Source organism: Chitinolyticbacter meiyuanensis (assembly GCF_008033135.1).
GTDB lineage: Bacteria > Pseudomonadota > Gammaproteobacteria > Burkholderiales > Chitinibacteraceae > Chitinolyticbacter > Chitinolyticbacter meiyuanensis.
In genome coordinates, this window is record NZ_CP041335.1 from 2,420,756 (window position 1) to 2,435,837 (window position 15,082).

15 protein-coding genes and 1 riboswitch are annotated in these 15,082 nt (G+C 58.7%); of the genes, 7 read left to right on the top strand and 8 right to left on the bottom strand.

The window, feature by feature from the left end:
• Window positions 1-237: 237 nt before the first annotated feature.
• The gene (locus tag FLM21_RS11530) at window positions 238-1,848 is read right to left on the bottom strand and encodes a methyl-accepting chemotaxis protein (RefSeq protein WP_148715709.1); all 1,611 of its coding nucleotides are present in this window, start codon (window positions 1,846-1,848) and stop codon (window positions 238-240) included.
• Window positions 1,849-2,340: 492 nt separating this feature from the next.
• Here FLM21_RS11530 and FLM21_RS11550 point away from each other — a divergent pair, with 492 nt between their 5' ends.
• Window positions 2,341-5,061: a glycosyl hydrolase family 18 protein gene (locus tag FLM21_RS11550; RefSeq protein ID WP_246120711.1), complete on the top strand. Its 2,721-nt coding sequence runs from the start codon at window positions 2,341-2,343 to the stop codon at window positions 5,059-5,061.
• Window positions 5,062-5,159: 98 nt separating this feature from the next.
• Here the strand turns inward: FLM21_RS11550 and FLM21_RS11555 are convergent, their stop codons facing one another.
• On the bottom strand, window positions 5,160-5,381 hold the full coding sequence (locus tag FLM21_RS11555) for a cysteine hydrolase family protein (protein ID WP_222846684.1): 222 nt from the start codon (window positions 5,379-5,381) through the stop codon (window positions 5,160-5,162).
• Window positions 5,382-5,422: 41 nt separating this feature from the next.
• Between FLM21_RS11555 and FLM21_RS20830 the strand changes: the two genes are divergently transcribed.
• Window positions 5,423-5,587, top strand: coding sequence for a hypothetical protein (locus FLM21_RS20830; RefSeq protein ID WP_187359873.1), 165 nt, complete (start codon window positions 5,423-5,425; stop codon window positions 5,585-5,587).
• A gap of 17 nt (window positions 5,588-5,604) precedes the next feature.
• Here FLM21_RS20830 and FLM21_RS11560 read toward each other — a convergent pair whose 3' ends face one another.
• The 3 genes from FLM21_RS11560 to FLM21_RS11570 form a co-directional block, all read right to left on the bottom strand.
• Window positions 5,605-5,847, bottom strand: coding sequence for a hypothetical protein (locus tag FLM21_RS11560; RefSeq protein ID WP_148715710.1), 243 nt, complete (start codon window positions 5,845-5,847; stop codon window positions 5,605-5,607).
• Between the two features lie 75 nt (window positions 5,848-5,922).
• Window positions 5,923-7,560, bottom strand: coding sequence for a Na+/H+ antiporter (locus tag FLM21_RS11565; protein ID WP_148715711.1), 1,638 nt, complete (start codon window positions 7,558-7,560; stop codon window positions 5,923-5,925).
• A 38-nt stretch (window positions 7,561-7,598) separates the two neighbouring features.
• On the bottom strand, window positions 7,599-7,940 hold the full coding sequence (locus tag FLM21_RS11570) for a zinc ribbon domain-containing protein YjdM (RefSeq protein WP_148715712.1): 342 nt from the start codon (window positions 7,938-7,940) through the stop codon (window positions 7,599-7,601).
• A gap of 121 nt (window positions 7,941-8,061) precedes the next feature.
• Here FLM21_RS11570 and FLM21_RS11575 point away from each other — a divergent pair, with 121 nt between their 5' ends.
• Window positions 8,062-8,247: a ribbon-helix-helix protein gene (locus FLM21_RS11575; protein WP_148715713.1), complete on the top strand. Its 186-nt coding sequence runs from the start codon at window positions 8,062-8,064 to the stop codon at window positions 8,245-8,247.
• Window positions 8,248-8,250: 3 nt separating this feature from the next.
• Here the strand turns inward: FLM21_RS11575 and FLM21_RS11580 are convergent, their stop codons facing one another.
• Entirely contained in the window at window positions 8,251-9,093 is an 843-nt protein-coding gene (locus FLM21_RS11580; protein ID WP_148715714.1) for a spermine/spermidine synthase domain-containing protein, read from the bottom strand.
• A complete protein-coding gene (locus FLM21_RS11585; RefSeq protein WP_148715715.1) occupies window positions 9,090-9,365 on the bottom strand; it encodes a hypothetical protein in 276 nt (91 codons plus the stop codon). The genes FLM21_RS11580 and FLM21_RS11585 overlap by 4 nt, the downstream gene beginning before the upstream one ends.
• Before the next feature lie 481 nt (window positions 9,366-9,846).
• On the opposite strand from FLM21_RS11585, the gene FLM21_RS11590 reads away from it, so the two are divergent.
• On the top strand, window positions 9,847-10,266 hold the full coding sequence (locus FLM21_RS11590; protein ID WP_148715716.1) for a BLUF domain-containing protein: 420 nt from the start codon (window positions 9,847-9,849) through the stop codon (window positions 10,264-10,266).
• Window positions 10,267-10,269: 3 nt separating this feature from the next.
• Here the strand turns inward: FLM21_RS11590 and FLM21_RS11595 are convergent, their stop codons facing one another.
• Window positions 10,270-10,527, bottom strand: coding sequence for a DUF1488 family protein (locus tag FLM21_RS11595; RefSeq protein WP_148715717.1), 258 nt, complete (start codon window positions 10,525-10,527; stop codon window positions 10,270-10,272).
• 74 nt (window positions 10,528-10,601) lie between these two features.
• Between FLM21_RS11595 and FLM21_RS11600 the strand changes: the two genes are divergently transcribed.
• From FLM21_RS11600 to FLM21_RS11610, 3 genes are all read left to right on the top strand, one after another.
• Window positions 10,602-11,891, top strand: coding sequence for a GGDEF domain-containing protein (locus FLM21_RS11600; RefSeq protein ID WP_222846685.1), 1,290 nt, complete (start codon window positions 10,602-10,604; stop codon window positions 11,889-11,891).
• Window positions 11,892-11,907: 16 nt separating this feature from the next.
• Window positions 11,908-11,984: riboswitch (Fluoride riboswitch) on the top strand.
• Between the two features lie 78 nt (window positions 11,985-12,062).
• Window positions 12,063-13,325, top strand: a complete 1,263-nt coding sequence (locus FLM21_RS11605; RefSeq protein ID WP_148715718.1) for a voltage-gated chloride channel family protein — start codon at window positions 12,063-12,065, stop codon at window positions 13,323-13,325.
• Between the two features lie 220 nt (window positions 13,326-13,545).
• Entirely contained in the window at window positions 13,546-15,066 is a 1,521-nt protein-coding gene (locus FLM21_RS11610; RefSeq protein WP_148715719.1) for a methyl-accepting chemotaxis protein, read from the top strand.
• The last annotated feature ends 16 nt before the right edge of the window (window positions 15,067-15,082 follow it).

Sequence of the window (15,082 nt, forward strand, 5' to 3'; positions counted from 1 at the left end):
CATCCATTTTGCCCCGTCGCTCCATCATGACGGCGAAGGTCGCGAAGCGGGGGCTGCATGTATACCGCGAGTACAGCGTCAATCCGCCTGAAGGTAAGACGATAGCCACGCTTGAACGCGACGAGGTTTTTGAGAAATTGCGGTAGATCGAGTAACGCTCGGGGAGTCCTTTACCCTCCTAACGGCATGCACTACCGCGCAGGAGAAACCCTGAACGAAAGCACCCCGAGCTACGCTTCATACTTGGTATCTAGCGACGTCCTGCTGCAGAGAGTCAGCCAGTTGGTTCACGCGATGCGCAGATGTCGCGCCGCCGGCTGCGGCGCTGCTTGTTTGCTCCGACATCTGTGCGATGCGTTCCACCTGCTGTGCAATTGCGGTGCTGGCAACCCCTTGCTCTCGGATCGCGTTGCTGATTTCGGACACATGAGCTACCACCTGAGACGATGCAGCACGGATTTCCTGGATTGCATCCCCCGCCACACGGGCCTGGTCGACACCATCTTCGACTTGGGTCACAACCCGTTCCATTGCGCCGACCGCACGGTCGGCCCCTTGTTGAATTGTGCTCACCGTTTGGGTGATCTCCTGTGTTGAAAGTGAAGTACGCTCGGCTAATTTACGTACTTCATCAGCCACAACAGCAAACCCGCGGCCTTGTTCTCCCGCGCGGGCCGCTTCAATGGCAGCATTGAGTGCCAATAAATTGGTTTGGTCAGCAATCTCTTTAATCACTACAAGTACTGCTTTGATATCCGCGCTATTACTACGCAGTTGCGCCAACTCGTTGGCTGCAGTACGTACGGTATCGGCTATACCATCGATCTCGCGAATGGTTGCCTCTATAATCTCCCCGCCGCGACCGGCCAACTGCCCCGATTGCTTGGAGCGTTGATCTGCCTCTTCGGCGCGCTCGGCCACGTGGTTGATGCTGACCGTCATCTGTTCAACACTGGCGGCCATATGGGAAGCCGAATCACTTGCGACGTCTGCTGCGATCGCTAATTCACGAGTTGCACCCGCCATTTGGTTGGAGGAGCCAGCCAGCTCGACGCTGCTGTCCCTCACACCACGCAATGTACGGTGCATTGCTTCGATCAGTCGGTTGAAGCTGTTCATCATACGTCCAATCTCGTCCTGAGAACGAACCGGAACTCGACGAGTAAAATCCAGCCGAGCCTCTATTTCACCGATTGTGGTCAACGCAGATAACAATGGCAGTCGGATAGCACGGACAATGAACCATCCCCAGACTGACAAGAGTCCGATAAACGCAAGAACAATGAACAAGAATAGCATTTCGGTTTTAAACGCAGCATCGCCCGCCTGCTTCCGCGCATCGTGCGCGAAACGTGTGTTCTCGGCCACCAACTTATCAAGCGTGCCTTCTGCGTTTCGATAGGCTCCGTAGCTCCCCTCCAAAGCTGTCCGTGCCCCGTCGACATCACCCAGATTGGCTTGCTGCCGCACCCCGTTGAACAGAGGCTGATAAACGCTGATTTGTGTCTTTAATTGATCATAGAGCCGCGTATCCTCAGGGCTATGAAGTACTCCTGCATATTCGCTCAGTGCGCTGTCAAAAGCCCGTTGCTCTGAAGTGATTTCGCTATCGAGCTCTCGATTCCGCTCAGGCGTCGTCGCCTGTAGCTGCACCATGATTTTTGAGCGCAGCTCCTTGTAGCTCTTATTGATGCTACTGATGATTAGCACGCTTTCCAGTGACTCGTCATTAATGCGCTCAACGGTCTCTTCGATCTGCTTGATTTGATAAATGCCAATGCCGCCAATTAAGAGAAGCGCAGTGATGGATAGCGCAATCAACAACCAAAGGCGCTGAACAATACTCATAAGATCAATCTCCAGGGGCCGATCAAGATGCTCAGTGTGTATAGCACATCGTGCTGGCGTCGGACGACTCACGCCATCCGCATAATTGACTTTCTCTTATTTTGAAGGGCCATTGCTTATGTGCTGAAGGCGCACTGATTTTTGCCGTTCCAAATGGTTCCAGAGGGCCATCTGATGCTACTTAGATAAAATTGTACATCTTGCTCGATGTACCTGATCGCAGCGTAGGCGAGAATGGCTTTCATTCAGCAATCATTTTGCACTGGTTGTGCTATTTCATCCGAAGCGCGATTGCGAGTACACATTCCCTTGGCAAAGTTCCGCCACTCGATAGCTTAAAAACCGCCGTCCAACACCTTTCTTTGACACCACTCCGCCCTGGGCAAATGCTGCCCGCGCGCAGGACCGCCTGGGAAATCAAATATAAGAACCCTCTAAATAGCGGCCGCGTAGTTGTTCCATTTCAAACAACAGGTTTGGAGTACCCTCGCCATGATCAAAACCTCGCCTGGACGCTTGCCGTCCAAGGGCCGTACGTTGGCCCTGTCCGTCGTTGCCGCATTCGCCGGCAGCGTGTTTCCCACTGCCGCATGGTCGGCCTCTTGTAGCGGGGTCCCTGACTGGGATGCTGCCAAGGTCTATGCCAGCGGCGGCACCTCAGTCACCCAAGGGGGGCACCTCTACCAGAACAAGTGGTGGACCCAAGGGGACGACCCGACCAAGTCCGGAGAATGGGGTGTCTGGACTGACAAGGGCGCCTGCGATAGCAGCGCAACGCCGACGCCCGTCAGTCCTACGCCGGCAACGCCGACGCCTGTGACTCCGACGCCAGTTACGCCTCCGGTCACGGCCACGCCTACGCCGATCAAGCCAAGCCCGACACCGGTTACCCCACCACCGGCCAGCTGCGCGCCTTGGGCTGAGAGCAACACCAAGGCCTATAACGTCGGCGATGTGGTGAGCTACAGCGGCAATACCTACACCGCGCTCGTCACCCATTACGCCTATGTCGGCGCAGGCTGGAACCCCGCAACCAGCACGACGCTGTGGAAGACTGGGGGTAGTTGCTCAGGCACTACGCCAACGCCGGTGACCCCCAGCCCGGTGACCCCAACACCCGTAACGCCGAGCCCGGTCACTCCGACGCCGCTAACCCCGACACCGGTTACGCCAAGCCCAACGCCGGTCACCCCCCCGCCGGCCGGCAGCCAGGATGCATGCCGCCCTGAAGGAATGGCGGTTTCGGCCGTGGCCAACGTGCCGTACTGCCTCGCCTATGACAGCAGTGGCCGCGAGGTGCTGGCCAATGGTCTCAAACGCCGCAACATCGGCTACTTCACCAGCTGGCGTACCGGCAAGGATGGTCTGCAGCGCTATCTGGCCAGCGACATTCCGTGGGAGCACCTCACCCACATCAACTACGCCTTTGCTCACATCGATAGCGCCAACAAGGTATCGGTCAACCAGGATGTCGCCGGCAATGAAGCCACCGATACGACCTGGACTGGTGTGACCGGTGCTGAGATGGATGCCACGTTGCCGTACAAGGGCCACTTCAACCTGCTGACCAAGTTCAAAAAGCAACACCCTGGCGTGAAGACACTGGTGTCGGTCGGCGGCTGGGCAGAAACCGGGGGCTACTTCGGTGCTGATGGCAAACGTGTGGCGTCGGGTGGCTTCTATTCGATGACGACCAACGCCGATGGCACCGTCAATACGGCGGGTATCAACACCTTTGCCGACTCGGCGGTGGCCTTCATCCGTCAGTACGGCTTCGATGGTGTCGACATCGACTATGAATACCCGACCACAATGCCGGACTCGGGCAATCCGCTCGACTTCAGCGTGGCCAGCCCACGCCTGAAGGGCTTGCAGGCGAGCTACCGTGAGCTGATGAAGACACTGCGCGAGAAGCTGAATGCGGCTGCAGTGGTCGACGGCAAGTACTACCAGCTCACCGCAGCAGTACCGGCCTCTGGCTACTTGCTGCGTGGTATGGAAGCCTACCAGTCGAACACGTATCTCGATTTCGTCAACGTGATGAGCTACGACCTGCACGGCACGTGGAACCAGTTTGTTGGCCCGAACGCTGCACTGTTCGACGATGGCAAGGATGGCGAGCTGGCGTTCTGGAACGTCTACGGCGATGCCCAATACAAGAACATTGGCTACCTCAATACGGACTGGGCGTTCCACTACTACCGTGGCGGCATGCCAGCCGGTCGCATCAACGTCGGCGTGCCGTTCTATACCCGCGGTTGGCGTGAAGTGAACGGGGGCAGCAACGGCCTGTGGGGTACCTCGCAAACCAATACTTGCCCGGTGGGCACCGAAGCGCCATGCGGTGTGGGGGCGACCGGTATCGACAATATCTGGTTCGATGTCGACGACAAGGGCGCCATCGAGGATGCCGGCTCCAACCCGATGTGGCACGCCAAGAATCTGGAGCGGAACATCGCTGCAGACTACCTGCCGCAGTACAAGCTGAAGGCCACCGATCTCACCGGTAGTTACGCTCGCTACTACGACGCAACGTTGGTGGCGCCATGGTTGTGGAACGCGCAGAAGAAGGTGTTCTTGTCGACCGAGGACGAGCAATCGATCCAGAAGAAGGCCGACTGGATCATTGCCAACGGCGTGGGTGGTGCGATGAACTGGGAACTGGCCGGCGACTACGACTGGGATGCTAGCCGCACGACATTGACCGGCTCCAAGGGGCAGTTCGTGCCGGGGGCGACGCTGACGCGCCTTCTGGCCAACGCCTTCCGCAGCGCAACGCCATATGGCGCCACGCTGTCCAACGGTGCCATGCCGAGCCAGGTCGTGGATGTTTCTGTGTCGCTGACTTCGTTTGCTCTGGGTGAGAACAACTACCCCATCGAACCCAAGCTGCATATCGTCAACAACACTGGGGCCATCATCCCGGCCGGCGCCATTTTGCGGTTCCAGTATTCGACGTCGGCGCCGGACAATCTCGAAGCCAGCAACATGGTGGTGACGTCGGGCCATACCGGCAACAACATCGGCGGTCTGAAGGGTGATTTCCATACGGTGGACTACACGCTGCCCAAGCTGGCAGTAGGTGCCACCAAGGACATCAAGATCACCTATCGGCTGCCAATCTCGGGCCCAGCCAACTTCCAGCTGATCGTAAATGGCAAGGCGTTCGCGTTGAAGCAGGAATTTCCGGCCAAACCAACTGGGCAGTTCTAACTAGCAGCGCGAAGAGCCCCCACTAAAGCGGGGGCTCTTCGCGAAAACACTAAGCTTAAACACTTATCTGCGTTGGGAGTCCAACTGTTCCTGGTTGGCTACCACGGCTTGAGCCTTGGCATAGCTTCGATCAGCAGTTGGTACGGCGGAAAAATCTGGGTGTAGAGCTCCGCCCATCGCAGCGCATCCTCGCGGTTCCAAGTGCGCTGCAGTTCCGAAGCGACCACTGCGGTGTCCATTGGCACTGCACCTGCTTGAACGATGCGGTCCAGCGTGCGCTCCTCGGCCATCTTGGAGTAGGTACCTGAGGCATCAATCACCGCAAACACCTACGACGCTCAAAGTACTGAGAGGAATCTAGATGTTCAGTATGGGGCTGACCTGGGATGTGCTGGTTGCCGCAACTATTGGCAACAAGAGGGTTATCCGACGGTTTACGCTTCTGCTGTCGACGCTGGAGCGTCTCGCCGGCGCGACGCTGATTCTGCTGGCTGCCAGCGCAATTGCAATGCCACTGGTGAAATAATACAGGGCAACCCTGCCCTACTTTCCCCAACGCCATGAAGGGGGCTCGCCTTTCTTCCAGCAAATAACTACTGCAATTACACTCAGCAATGCCGTGTAGGTTAGAAACCCGATGATCGTCTCGCCCAGGGGTAGTATCGCGCCGAAGGCGAGCAGGGCAATGTAGCCCCAGAACACGACCAGTCCTTGCCAGCGCACCGGGTAGCCCCAACCCCAGCCGTACTTCTTGGCAGGAAACCAGTACTTCGGATCGTCGTGCATGGGCGCCTCCCAGCTGTCATGTCGTTAAGGCATCGGGCGTTTGTCTTGGTTCCTCACACCTACCGGGGCGGTGGCTCACACCATGTACTGAGCTTCGAGCAGGTCGATCTGCCGGATCAGCTTGCGCGCAGCCTCCTCGTCCAGTTGCCCGGTGCGGGTGAGCCGGAACAGCTCACCGCGTTCAGCGCGCAGGCCGGCCAGTCTCAAACGTTGTTCAATCTCTTCAATCTGAGCAGCGGTTTGCCGGGCTTCTTCTTGATCGGTCACGACCTGGGTATCGATCCGATACCGGTAGAGGTCGGTCAGTCGGCTGGCCGCATCAATGTAGCGATCCGCATCCGGCTTGCCTTCGCTCATCTCGTGCTGCGCCTGCTCGATGGCCTGGATAGCGGCACCGGCAGCCAGCTTGCGCGCCTGCTCCGTAGCCAGGGCGTGCTCCGGTTCGGCGGGCAGGTCAAGGCCATGCTTGAGCAGGATCGGCATGCCAATGCTGGCGACGATCAACGAGACGATGATGACGCCGGCAGCCAGCAGAATGGCCAAGTCCCGCGCTGGGAACGCGGCACCGTCGGTCAATAGCAGCGGCAAGGTCAGCACACCAGCCAGCGTGATGGTGCCGCGGGCTCCGGCCACCGAGGTGGTCGCAGCCACCCGCCACATTGATGCGGCTGTTGTTGGCCGATCACGATAGAGCGTGAAGCGCATCATCAGCCAGACCCAGATGAAGCGCACTGCGCCTAGGGCCAGGTTGATCACCACGATGTAGAGCAGCAACCAGATCGGTTGATGATGGCCGGTTTCCTGCACCACCCGACTAGCGCCAGCGATGATGCCTGGCAACTGCTCTCCCAGCAGCACGAAGATCATGCCGTTGAGCGAGAATTGCAGCGTGTCCCACACGGCGGTGCGCCTCACCCGGGTGACGGCCAACGCCTTCCCGGACAGCTCGGTGTAGCTCATGCTGATGCCAGCAGCGACTGCAGCCAGAATGCCGGAGCAATGCACATGTTCGGCCAGCATGTACGCGACGAAGGGAATCAGCAGGCTGATCAGGATCTGCGCCCCGGTCTCCTCGCCATACTGCCGGGAGATCCACTCCTTGAGTCGGGTGATCAACCAAGTGACCACCACCCCGATCACGATGCCACCCAGTGCCAATCGTGCAAAGCTGACCACGGCTTCGGTCAGCACAAAGCTGCCAGTCAACGTTGCGGCGATCGCAAAGCGCAGGCAAACCAGGCCGGAGGCATCGTTCAGCAGCGATTCGCCCTCCAGGATGTGCATCAGCCGCTTTGGTACCGATACCCGCGCGGCGATGGCAGAGACCGCGACCGGATCGGTGGGCGACACCACCGCAGCCAGCGCGAACGCCACCGGCATTGGTATCGCGGGGATCAACAGGTGGATGAAGTAGCCAACCCCGAGCACAGTGATGAATACCAGACCCAAGGCCAACGCAAGAATGATGCCCTTGTCGCGGAACAGGCCCTCTTTAGGAATGCGCCAGCCATCGAGAAACAGCAACGGTGGCAGAAACAGCAGGAAGAACACCTCCGGATCGAGCTCGAGCCGCCAGTTGGCAACCATACCGATACCAGCACCCAAAGCGATCTGAATCAGCGGCAGTGGCAAGGGAATCGGCAACATGCGAACCAGCGTGCTGCTGAGAATGACGGCCACAAACATCACCAGGACCAGCGTGATGGTCTCCATGGGGGCTTCCTCCAGATGTAGGCCCGGTGTTGCCGGGCTCAGGCTTTTTTGACGAACTCGGATTTGAGTTGCATAGCGCCGATGCCATCAATTCGGCAATCAATGTCGTGATCACCGTCGACCAGGCGGATCGCCTTTACCTTGGTCCCGACCTTGACGACCAGGGAAGAACCCTTGACCTTCAAATCCTTGATGACGGTGACACTGTCACCATCATTGAGCACCTTGCCGACGGCATCGCGAACCACTGGCTTCACTTCGGCCTCAGGCACGTCTGCGGTTGCGGCCCATTCGTGTGCGCACTCCGGACAGATGTAGAGGGCGCCATCCTGATAGGTGTATGGGGATTGGCACTGCGGACAGCTGGGTAAAACGCTCACGGATGATATCCTCGAAGTCGGAACACAATACACGTACAACACAGCGCACCAGCCGGTGCTGCACGGGGTATGTGCAGTGGATTACAATTCAACGCACACCCATTCAAAGTGCGTTCGAACGATGGAAGCCAAGACCGCGCGCCTGACGGTGCTGATCGATCCGGCCAAGAAAAAAGCCTTCGAGGATCTGTGTGCGGCACAAGACCTCAATGCCTCCCAGGTGGTACGCCAGATGATCCGGGAGTACCTCGCCAAGCACGGGGTGGAGTACGGCGCAGCTGCGCGTGACAATCCGCACGTGAAGTAGCGCCTAAGCACGCCGCTTTAAGCGCTGTGCATCCAACACCTCGATGATGTGCTCCGGCTGAACATACAGCCGCCGATTGATGATCAAGCGGCGCGCATACTGGCTGAACGTGTAGCCGGTCATCTCCTCCAGCAACGCCGCTTGCGCCAGTAGCACCTCGTCCGGGGTTTGGCGCAGCTGTGATGAACGACTGGCCAGCACGATGTAGTTCGTGCTGTCCTCTGCGCGGATCACCACCACCTGATCGGCAAACGCCTTGCACAGGCGATAGATATAAATCCCCGTGTTGTCGTCCGTCCCCAGCAGATTGAACACCGCCACGCCATTCGTACTCAGGCTGGCCTGGCATCGCTGGTAGAACGCCGCCGTGCACAACGAGGGATGAATTCCCCGGTTATCGAATCCGTCGACCAGCAGCACATCCACGTCGGCGTGGCGTTGCTGCAGGTAATCCGCTCCATCGGCACACACCACCTGAAACCGCGCATCGTTCGCCGGCACGTGGAACTGTTCCCGCATGGCGATGACCCGGGCGTCGATCTCGCATACGGTGGTCACTGTGTTCGGCAGGGCGTGGTAGCAGTACTTGGCAAGCGAGCCGCCGCCAAGCCCGACCATCACTACCTGCTGCGGATCCGGCATGAACAAGCGGAATGCCAGCATGGTGCGGGTGTAGCCGAGCACCAGTTGCAACGGGTCCTTCAACGCCATCCGACTCTGGATCGCGGCCAGATCGAACTGCAAGGTGCGATGGGTTGCGGTCTGCGACACAAAAGGAATCATGGGTGCCTGATGCGGGTGCAAACCCGTCTGATCGCGTAGCGCTTGGTGAATCGGGAGGGTCATCCTGCTGCTTGACGAAGGTGATAGGTATGGCGGTCTGGGTTCTGCACGATCACGAACCGCGGCGCATAACCGAGTGCGCCGTACAGGATCTCGTAGCCGATGGTCTCAAGGCCCGCACAGGTTGCCTCGACTTCCAGCTCGATCGCCTCCGACGACACCGCTTGGATGTGGCATAGCACCCGCTCAGCACCGGCGAGTTCGAGCAGGCGTGGTTGCCAGTCCACTTGGTCGTGAAGTCCGACAATCCGAAGCCCGTAACGTTGAATTTGCATCAGTCTATGGTCCGGCGTGAGAGCGATGTGCAAAACATTATAATGTAATGTGTGTTGCAGCATATTCAACAACGAAGCAAAATAAAGTTCGGTTATCACTTTTAATCGTTGAGATGAACCGTGACGAGATGCCCGGAACCCTGAAGCGTCGCAGGGGCTACCTGGTACTGACAATCGCCACCCTCGTGGCCTTAGGGGGCGTGTGCGCTTTGGTCTATCAGAAGGCCACGGCTGCCGGCGTGGGTCTGCTCGTCGCGAGCGTGCTTTTGGTGCTTTGTGCTCGTCGAACCTCAAGCCGCCCGGTGGCGCCCTCACTGCATACCGAATGGCGCCGCTTGGAAGCCGACCTCTGCAAGCTCAAGCCCTTGCCAACCGCGCATGCCATGCCACGCCAGCAACACCGGTCTGGCGCTGGCGCCCAAGTCAAACGACGACCTGCGTAACCCGCAAAGTCGTGAATGAGTGTCCACCGAGATCAGCCATGTTCAGATACGTCTATCTCAGTGACGTCAGCCCTGAGTTTGAGCCTTACCAGATGGGTACCCTTGCTCAGCAGGCAAGGATCAAGAACCGCATGCTCGATGTCACGAGCTTGCTGTTGTTCGACGGCCTGCACTTCTGCCAATACCTGGAAGGCCCGGAAGCGGCAGTGCACCAGCTCATGCGTGAGATTGGGCGCGACGCTCGGCACTGCACGCTGCGAACCCTGGGAGAGGGATTGAGTAGCAATCCAAGGCGCCTGCCGGACGACGGCTTGCTGGTCGGCTACAGCACTGATGTGTTCCTGCTGTCGAGTCTGGGCAAACACACCGGCGATGTTGACGAGGTCGTGGCGCGCATTTGGCAAATCCTGCCGCGCCTTGATGTCGACCGGTCCGCAGATTGGAATCGGCGGGAGTAACGTCTAGAAGTCCGACGACGTCAATGTGACCGGCTCAGGATAGCCTCGAAGGATCTTGCTTTCGGCGACGGCGCAGATGGCCTCTTGGTTTACCTCAAACGCATGCTCATGGTCATCTGCGCCCCCTAGGGCATCAAAGTGATCCCGCAACGCTTCTTCAGACACCAAACACTGCACTGGGCGCCCATCTGCGAGCGCCATAAAGAGCACACCATTTCGATCAAAGTCGAATCGGCCGCCGGAGGCAAAGTGGATATTCATCGTTCTTCCAGTTGGCAAGGAATGTTGACCATAGCCGCATAGTGCGCAAAAAGGTAGCCACCTTTCGAATCACCTTGGCTGCAACTTCTGGTTTTCAGGCGAACGTCATAGACTGGAACGTGAAGTTTATAAAAGGCCCGTATGTTTGCGGCGCCCACAACATCGATTCGAAGGGGATGATCCGCATGTCCTATGAGACGGTCCACGTCATCGGCTCCACGGTGTACTTCGTGTTCCTGCTACTGTTTCTGTGGGTGAGCCGCGTACCGCGGACCAACCCCGGGGCGGGCTGGTGGGCCGCTGCCATGCTGTTCGCCCTTTGTGCTCGCTTGTCCTTCATCGTCTTGCTCCACCACGACAGCCCATTTACGGTCTCGGTCTACAGCGCCCTGAACATCGTGGAGAAGCTGTGCTTGGTCATGGGGCTGGTTCGGTTTTTCAATGTCAGCACATCCACTCGCTGGCTCTGGTTTGCCCTGATCGTGGTCGAGGTGTGGATACTCCTGATCGGCTTGGGTGGCTTCGACCCGATGTTCCGCAGCGCTGCAGTGGCAATCTTCAATGCGGGCATATTGTCCTTTGCAGCGTGGGTCGCCTTCCACAAGCGTGCTGAACTCAGCCCCAGGTTGATGCTGGTGACCGCGCTCTCGAGCGGCCTGCTGGCGCTGCACTGGGCAACTGCATCGGTGATTATCGAGCTGGAACCGAGCTGGTTCCGGCATGGGTTCATGCTGGGCACCGTGCTGGTATTGGCACAGTACTTTTCGTTGCTGGCCGCCATTCTTCTGAACTTCCAGAATCGCCTGCTGGAGGCGGAATCCAAGGCCCTGGATATGGCGTTCCAGGATCCACTGACAGGACTCAGCAACCAGCGCTACATGACGGCTTTATTCGAAAAAGCATTGTTGCTGGCGAATCGCCCGCATCAACTTGCTGCCATTTTTTACATCGATCTCGATAACTTCAAGCCGATCAATGACCGTGCTGGCCACCATGTCGGCGATGAAGTGCTCAAAATTGTCGCCGGCCGACTGAGGCAGTGCACACGAAGCACCGACATCTGCGCCAGGGTGGGGGGTGATGAGTTCGTCGCGATCTGCACGCAATTGGACGATGCCAATAGCGCCCATGACATCGCCAAAAAGCTGCTACACAGCCTCACCGATGCGATCACCGTGGAAGGTAAGGACTACCGCGTTGGTGCCAGCATTGGTGTGAGCCTCTACCCTTGGCATGGCAACTCGTTGCCCACCCTGTTGGAGTACGCAGACCAGGCGATGTACCAAATGAAGAAGTGCGGAAAGAACGGCTACTGCATGCACAGCGACTCGCCGTTGGTGGAAGAACCGGCTCGACCCGATTGACCGTGCCCGTGTATAGTTTGCCGCAGGAGATGGCGTACCTCCCGCTTCGACAACCGCAGCCGCTCTAGCGCTGCTGATGACGCCTACAGATTCTGACCGAGGTCGGAGCTGTAGGCGTTCGCGTTCACTTCCTCCCCCTTGGCCAGCCCGACTCATTCGAGCGAGCGACCAATGCGTAAATCCCTTCCCGAATTGCTCGACCTGCTATCCCATCTGGGGAAATGGCTGGTCATTTCTTGTGGCGTCGCCCTGCTGGCCGGTGCGGCAGCTGCGCTATTTCTGTCTGCGCTAGATGGCGCCACCAACTGGCGAGAAGCGCATCGTTGGGTTATCTGGTTGCTCCCGATCGCAGGCCTGGGTGTGGGCCTGGTCTATCTGTGGTTCGGTCAGCAAGTTGATGGCGGCAATAACCTGATCATCGATGAGATCCACGATCCCAAGCAGGTCGTTCCTCTGCGTATGGCACCCTTGGTACTTGGCGCAACCGTCGTGTCTCACCTGTTTGGCGCCTCTGTCGGCCGCGAGGGTACGGCAGTACAGATGGGCGCCGCTTTAGCTGACCAACTGACTCGCCTGTTCCGCCTCAAGCCAGATGACCGGCGTGTTGTGCTGATGACAGGCATGAGCGCTGGTTTTGCCGCCGTATTCGGCACCCCGTTGGCTGGAGCAGTATTCGGCCTCGAGGTGTTGACGGTCGGCCGCATGCGCTCCGAAGCACTGTTGCCCTGCCTTGTTGCGGCGCTCCTGGCAGACCAAGTGACGTTGGCCTTCGGCATCCGGCACACCCATTACCTTGTTCCGGAAGTGGTCCCCATCAGCTTGTTGAGCTTGGGCGCAGTGTTGGTTGCGGGAATGGCATTTGGCTTGGTGGGCGCCGCATTTGCCAAAGCAACCCATGCGCTCAGCGCGGCCATGAAGCGGCACATTTCGCACGCACCGTTGCGACCGTTGCTCGGTGGGATCGTCATCGCGTTCGCTGTCTGGTCGTTCGATGCCTACCGCTACACCGGGTTGGGTATTCCGGACATCGTGCATGCCTTTGAGGCGCCCATGGATAGCTGGGACTTTTTATGCAAGCTGGCATTCACCGCCATGTCGATCGGTAGCGGGTTCAAAGGCGGCGAGGTGACACCGCTGTTCTACATCGGAGCGACACTGGGCAACGTCCTGGCCCCGTTGCTGCACCTGCCGCTCGCGCAGCTTGCCGCCATTGGCTTTGTTGCCGTATTCGCCGGCGCCGCAAACACGCCGCTGGCTACCACCCTGATGGCCATGGAGTTGTTTGGCGTGGAAATCGGCCCGCTCGCGGCAGTAGGCTGCGTCACGGCCTATTTGTTTTCGGGGCATATGGGGATTTACCACGCGCAGCGCAGGGCAAGCAGCAAGCACTGGACTCGGTCCAGCCGAACCCAGGCGCAGCGGGATTCTCGTTAAGTCGTTTTGGTAGAAGACGGCCGGTCTCAACAGCAAATTGATGCTACGTTCATATCTGAAGGGCCGATCTCGGTGCAGCGCCATGCGGTTCCAACGGGATCCCGGCACCCAGCAGTACTCCCATTGCTGCTGGGCGGTAACGTCGTCCAAATCACAACAATAGCGACACCTTCAAGCTCCCCCTTCCCTCGCGGCCGCGGCCTGCATGCAAGGAGTTGTCATGTTCGAACGAATGACGGTCTTGGGCCGATTGACCTGCCTGATCGCAACGCTGCTTGTCGCCACATTGGTCGTCGGCTTGATCGGCCTGAAGGACCTGCGCGATGCGAATCAAGCGATGAGCACCGTCTACCATGATCGCGTCGTTCCCCTGAAGGGACTCAAGGCGATCTCCGATATGTACGCGGTAAATATTGTCGACGCGTCACACAAGGCGCGCGCAGGCACCATGAGTTGGGCTACAGCTTCAGGGGCCGTCGCCGAGGCGGAAAGTACCATCAAGCGAGAGCTCGATGCCTATCTGGCCACGCATCTAGTGCCGGATGAAACCCGCGTCGTGGATCAGTTGCGGCCATTGCTCAAGGAAGCCGACAAAGCCGTCGAGCAGCTCAAGGGCATTCTGAAGGCCGAGGATGCGACTGCCCTGGATCACTTCGTGACGCAAGAGTTGTATCCGCGCTTCGATCCAGTGACAGCGCAGTTTGGTGCGCTCACCCAGGTCCAGCTGACCGTAGCAGAACGTGAGTATGAAGCATCCCAACAGCGCTATCAGCAAGCCCTGTTGCTGACGATCTCAGTGCTCATCATCACCGTCGTGCTAGCCGGGATACTGGGCTGGTGCATTACGCGCAGTCTGCTGAAACAGCTTGGCGGCGAACCCACCGACGCCGCGCTGATCCTGCAGCGCGTAGCGGACGGCGATCTGACCGTGACTGTCCCGGTCAAGCCTGGCGACAGTAGCTCTATGTTGTTCAGTATTCGGCAGATGGTCGGGAAGCTCACCGGGGTCGTGGGCGACATTTCCAGCTCAGCTACTGCACTGGCTTCGGCATCCGAGCAGATTGCCTCATCCGCACAGGCCTTGTCCCAAAATGCCTCGGAACAGGCTGCAAGCGTCGAGCAAACCAGCGCCTCGGTGGAGGAAATCGCCGCGACCGTTGCCCAAAACGCCGACAACGCGCGCACAACGAACAGCATGGCCACACAAAGCGCTGGTGATGCGAGCGAGGGTGGCGAAGCCGTGAAACAAACGGTGGCTGCAATGCGGCAGATCGCCGGAAGGATCGGCATCATCGACGACATCGCCTACCAGACCAACCTGCTGGCGCTGAACGCTGCGATCGAAGCAGCCCGCGCGGGTGACCATGGCAAGGGCTTCGCTGTGGTCGCGGCCGAGGTCCGCAAGCTTGCGGTTCGTAGTCAGTCAGCCGCCCAGGAAATCAGCGAAGTAGCGGGCAGCAGTGTGAATCTCGCCGCCCGCGCCGGCGGCCTGCTCGACCGTATGGTTCCGGACATCGTGAAGACGGCGGATCTGGTTCGTGAGATCACCACGGCGAGCAACGAGCAGACGACAGGACTCGACCAGATCAATACGGCGGTGAGCCAACTCGCACAGACCACACAGATGAATGCGTCTGCTTCGGAAGAGCTGTCTTCCACTGCGGAAGAAATGAGCAGCCAAGCAGTACAGCTCCAGAACATGATCGGCTTTTTTCGTATATCGTCTAGCGTTCGAAATTGAGTCAGAAAGTAGTTGT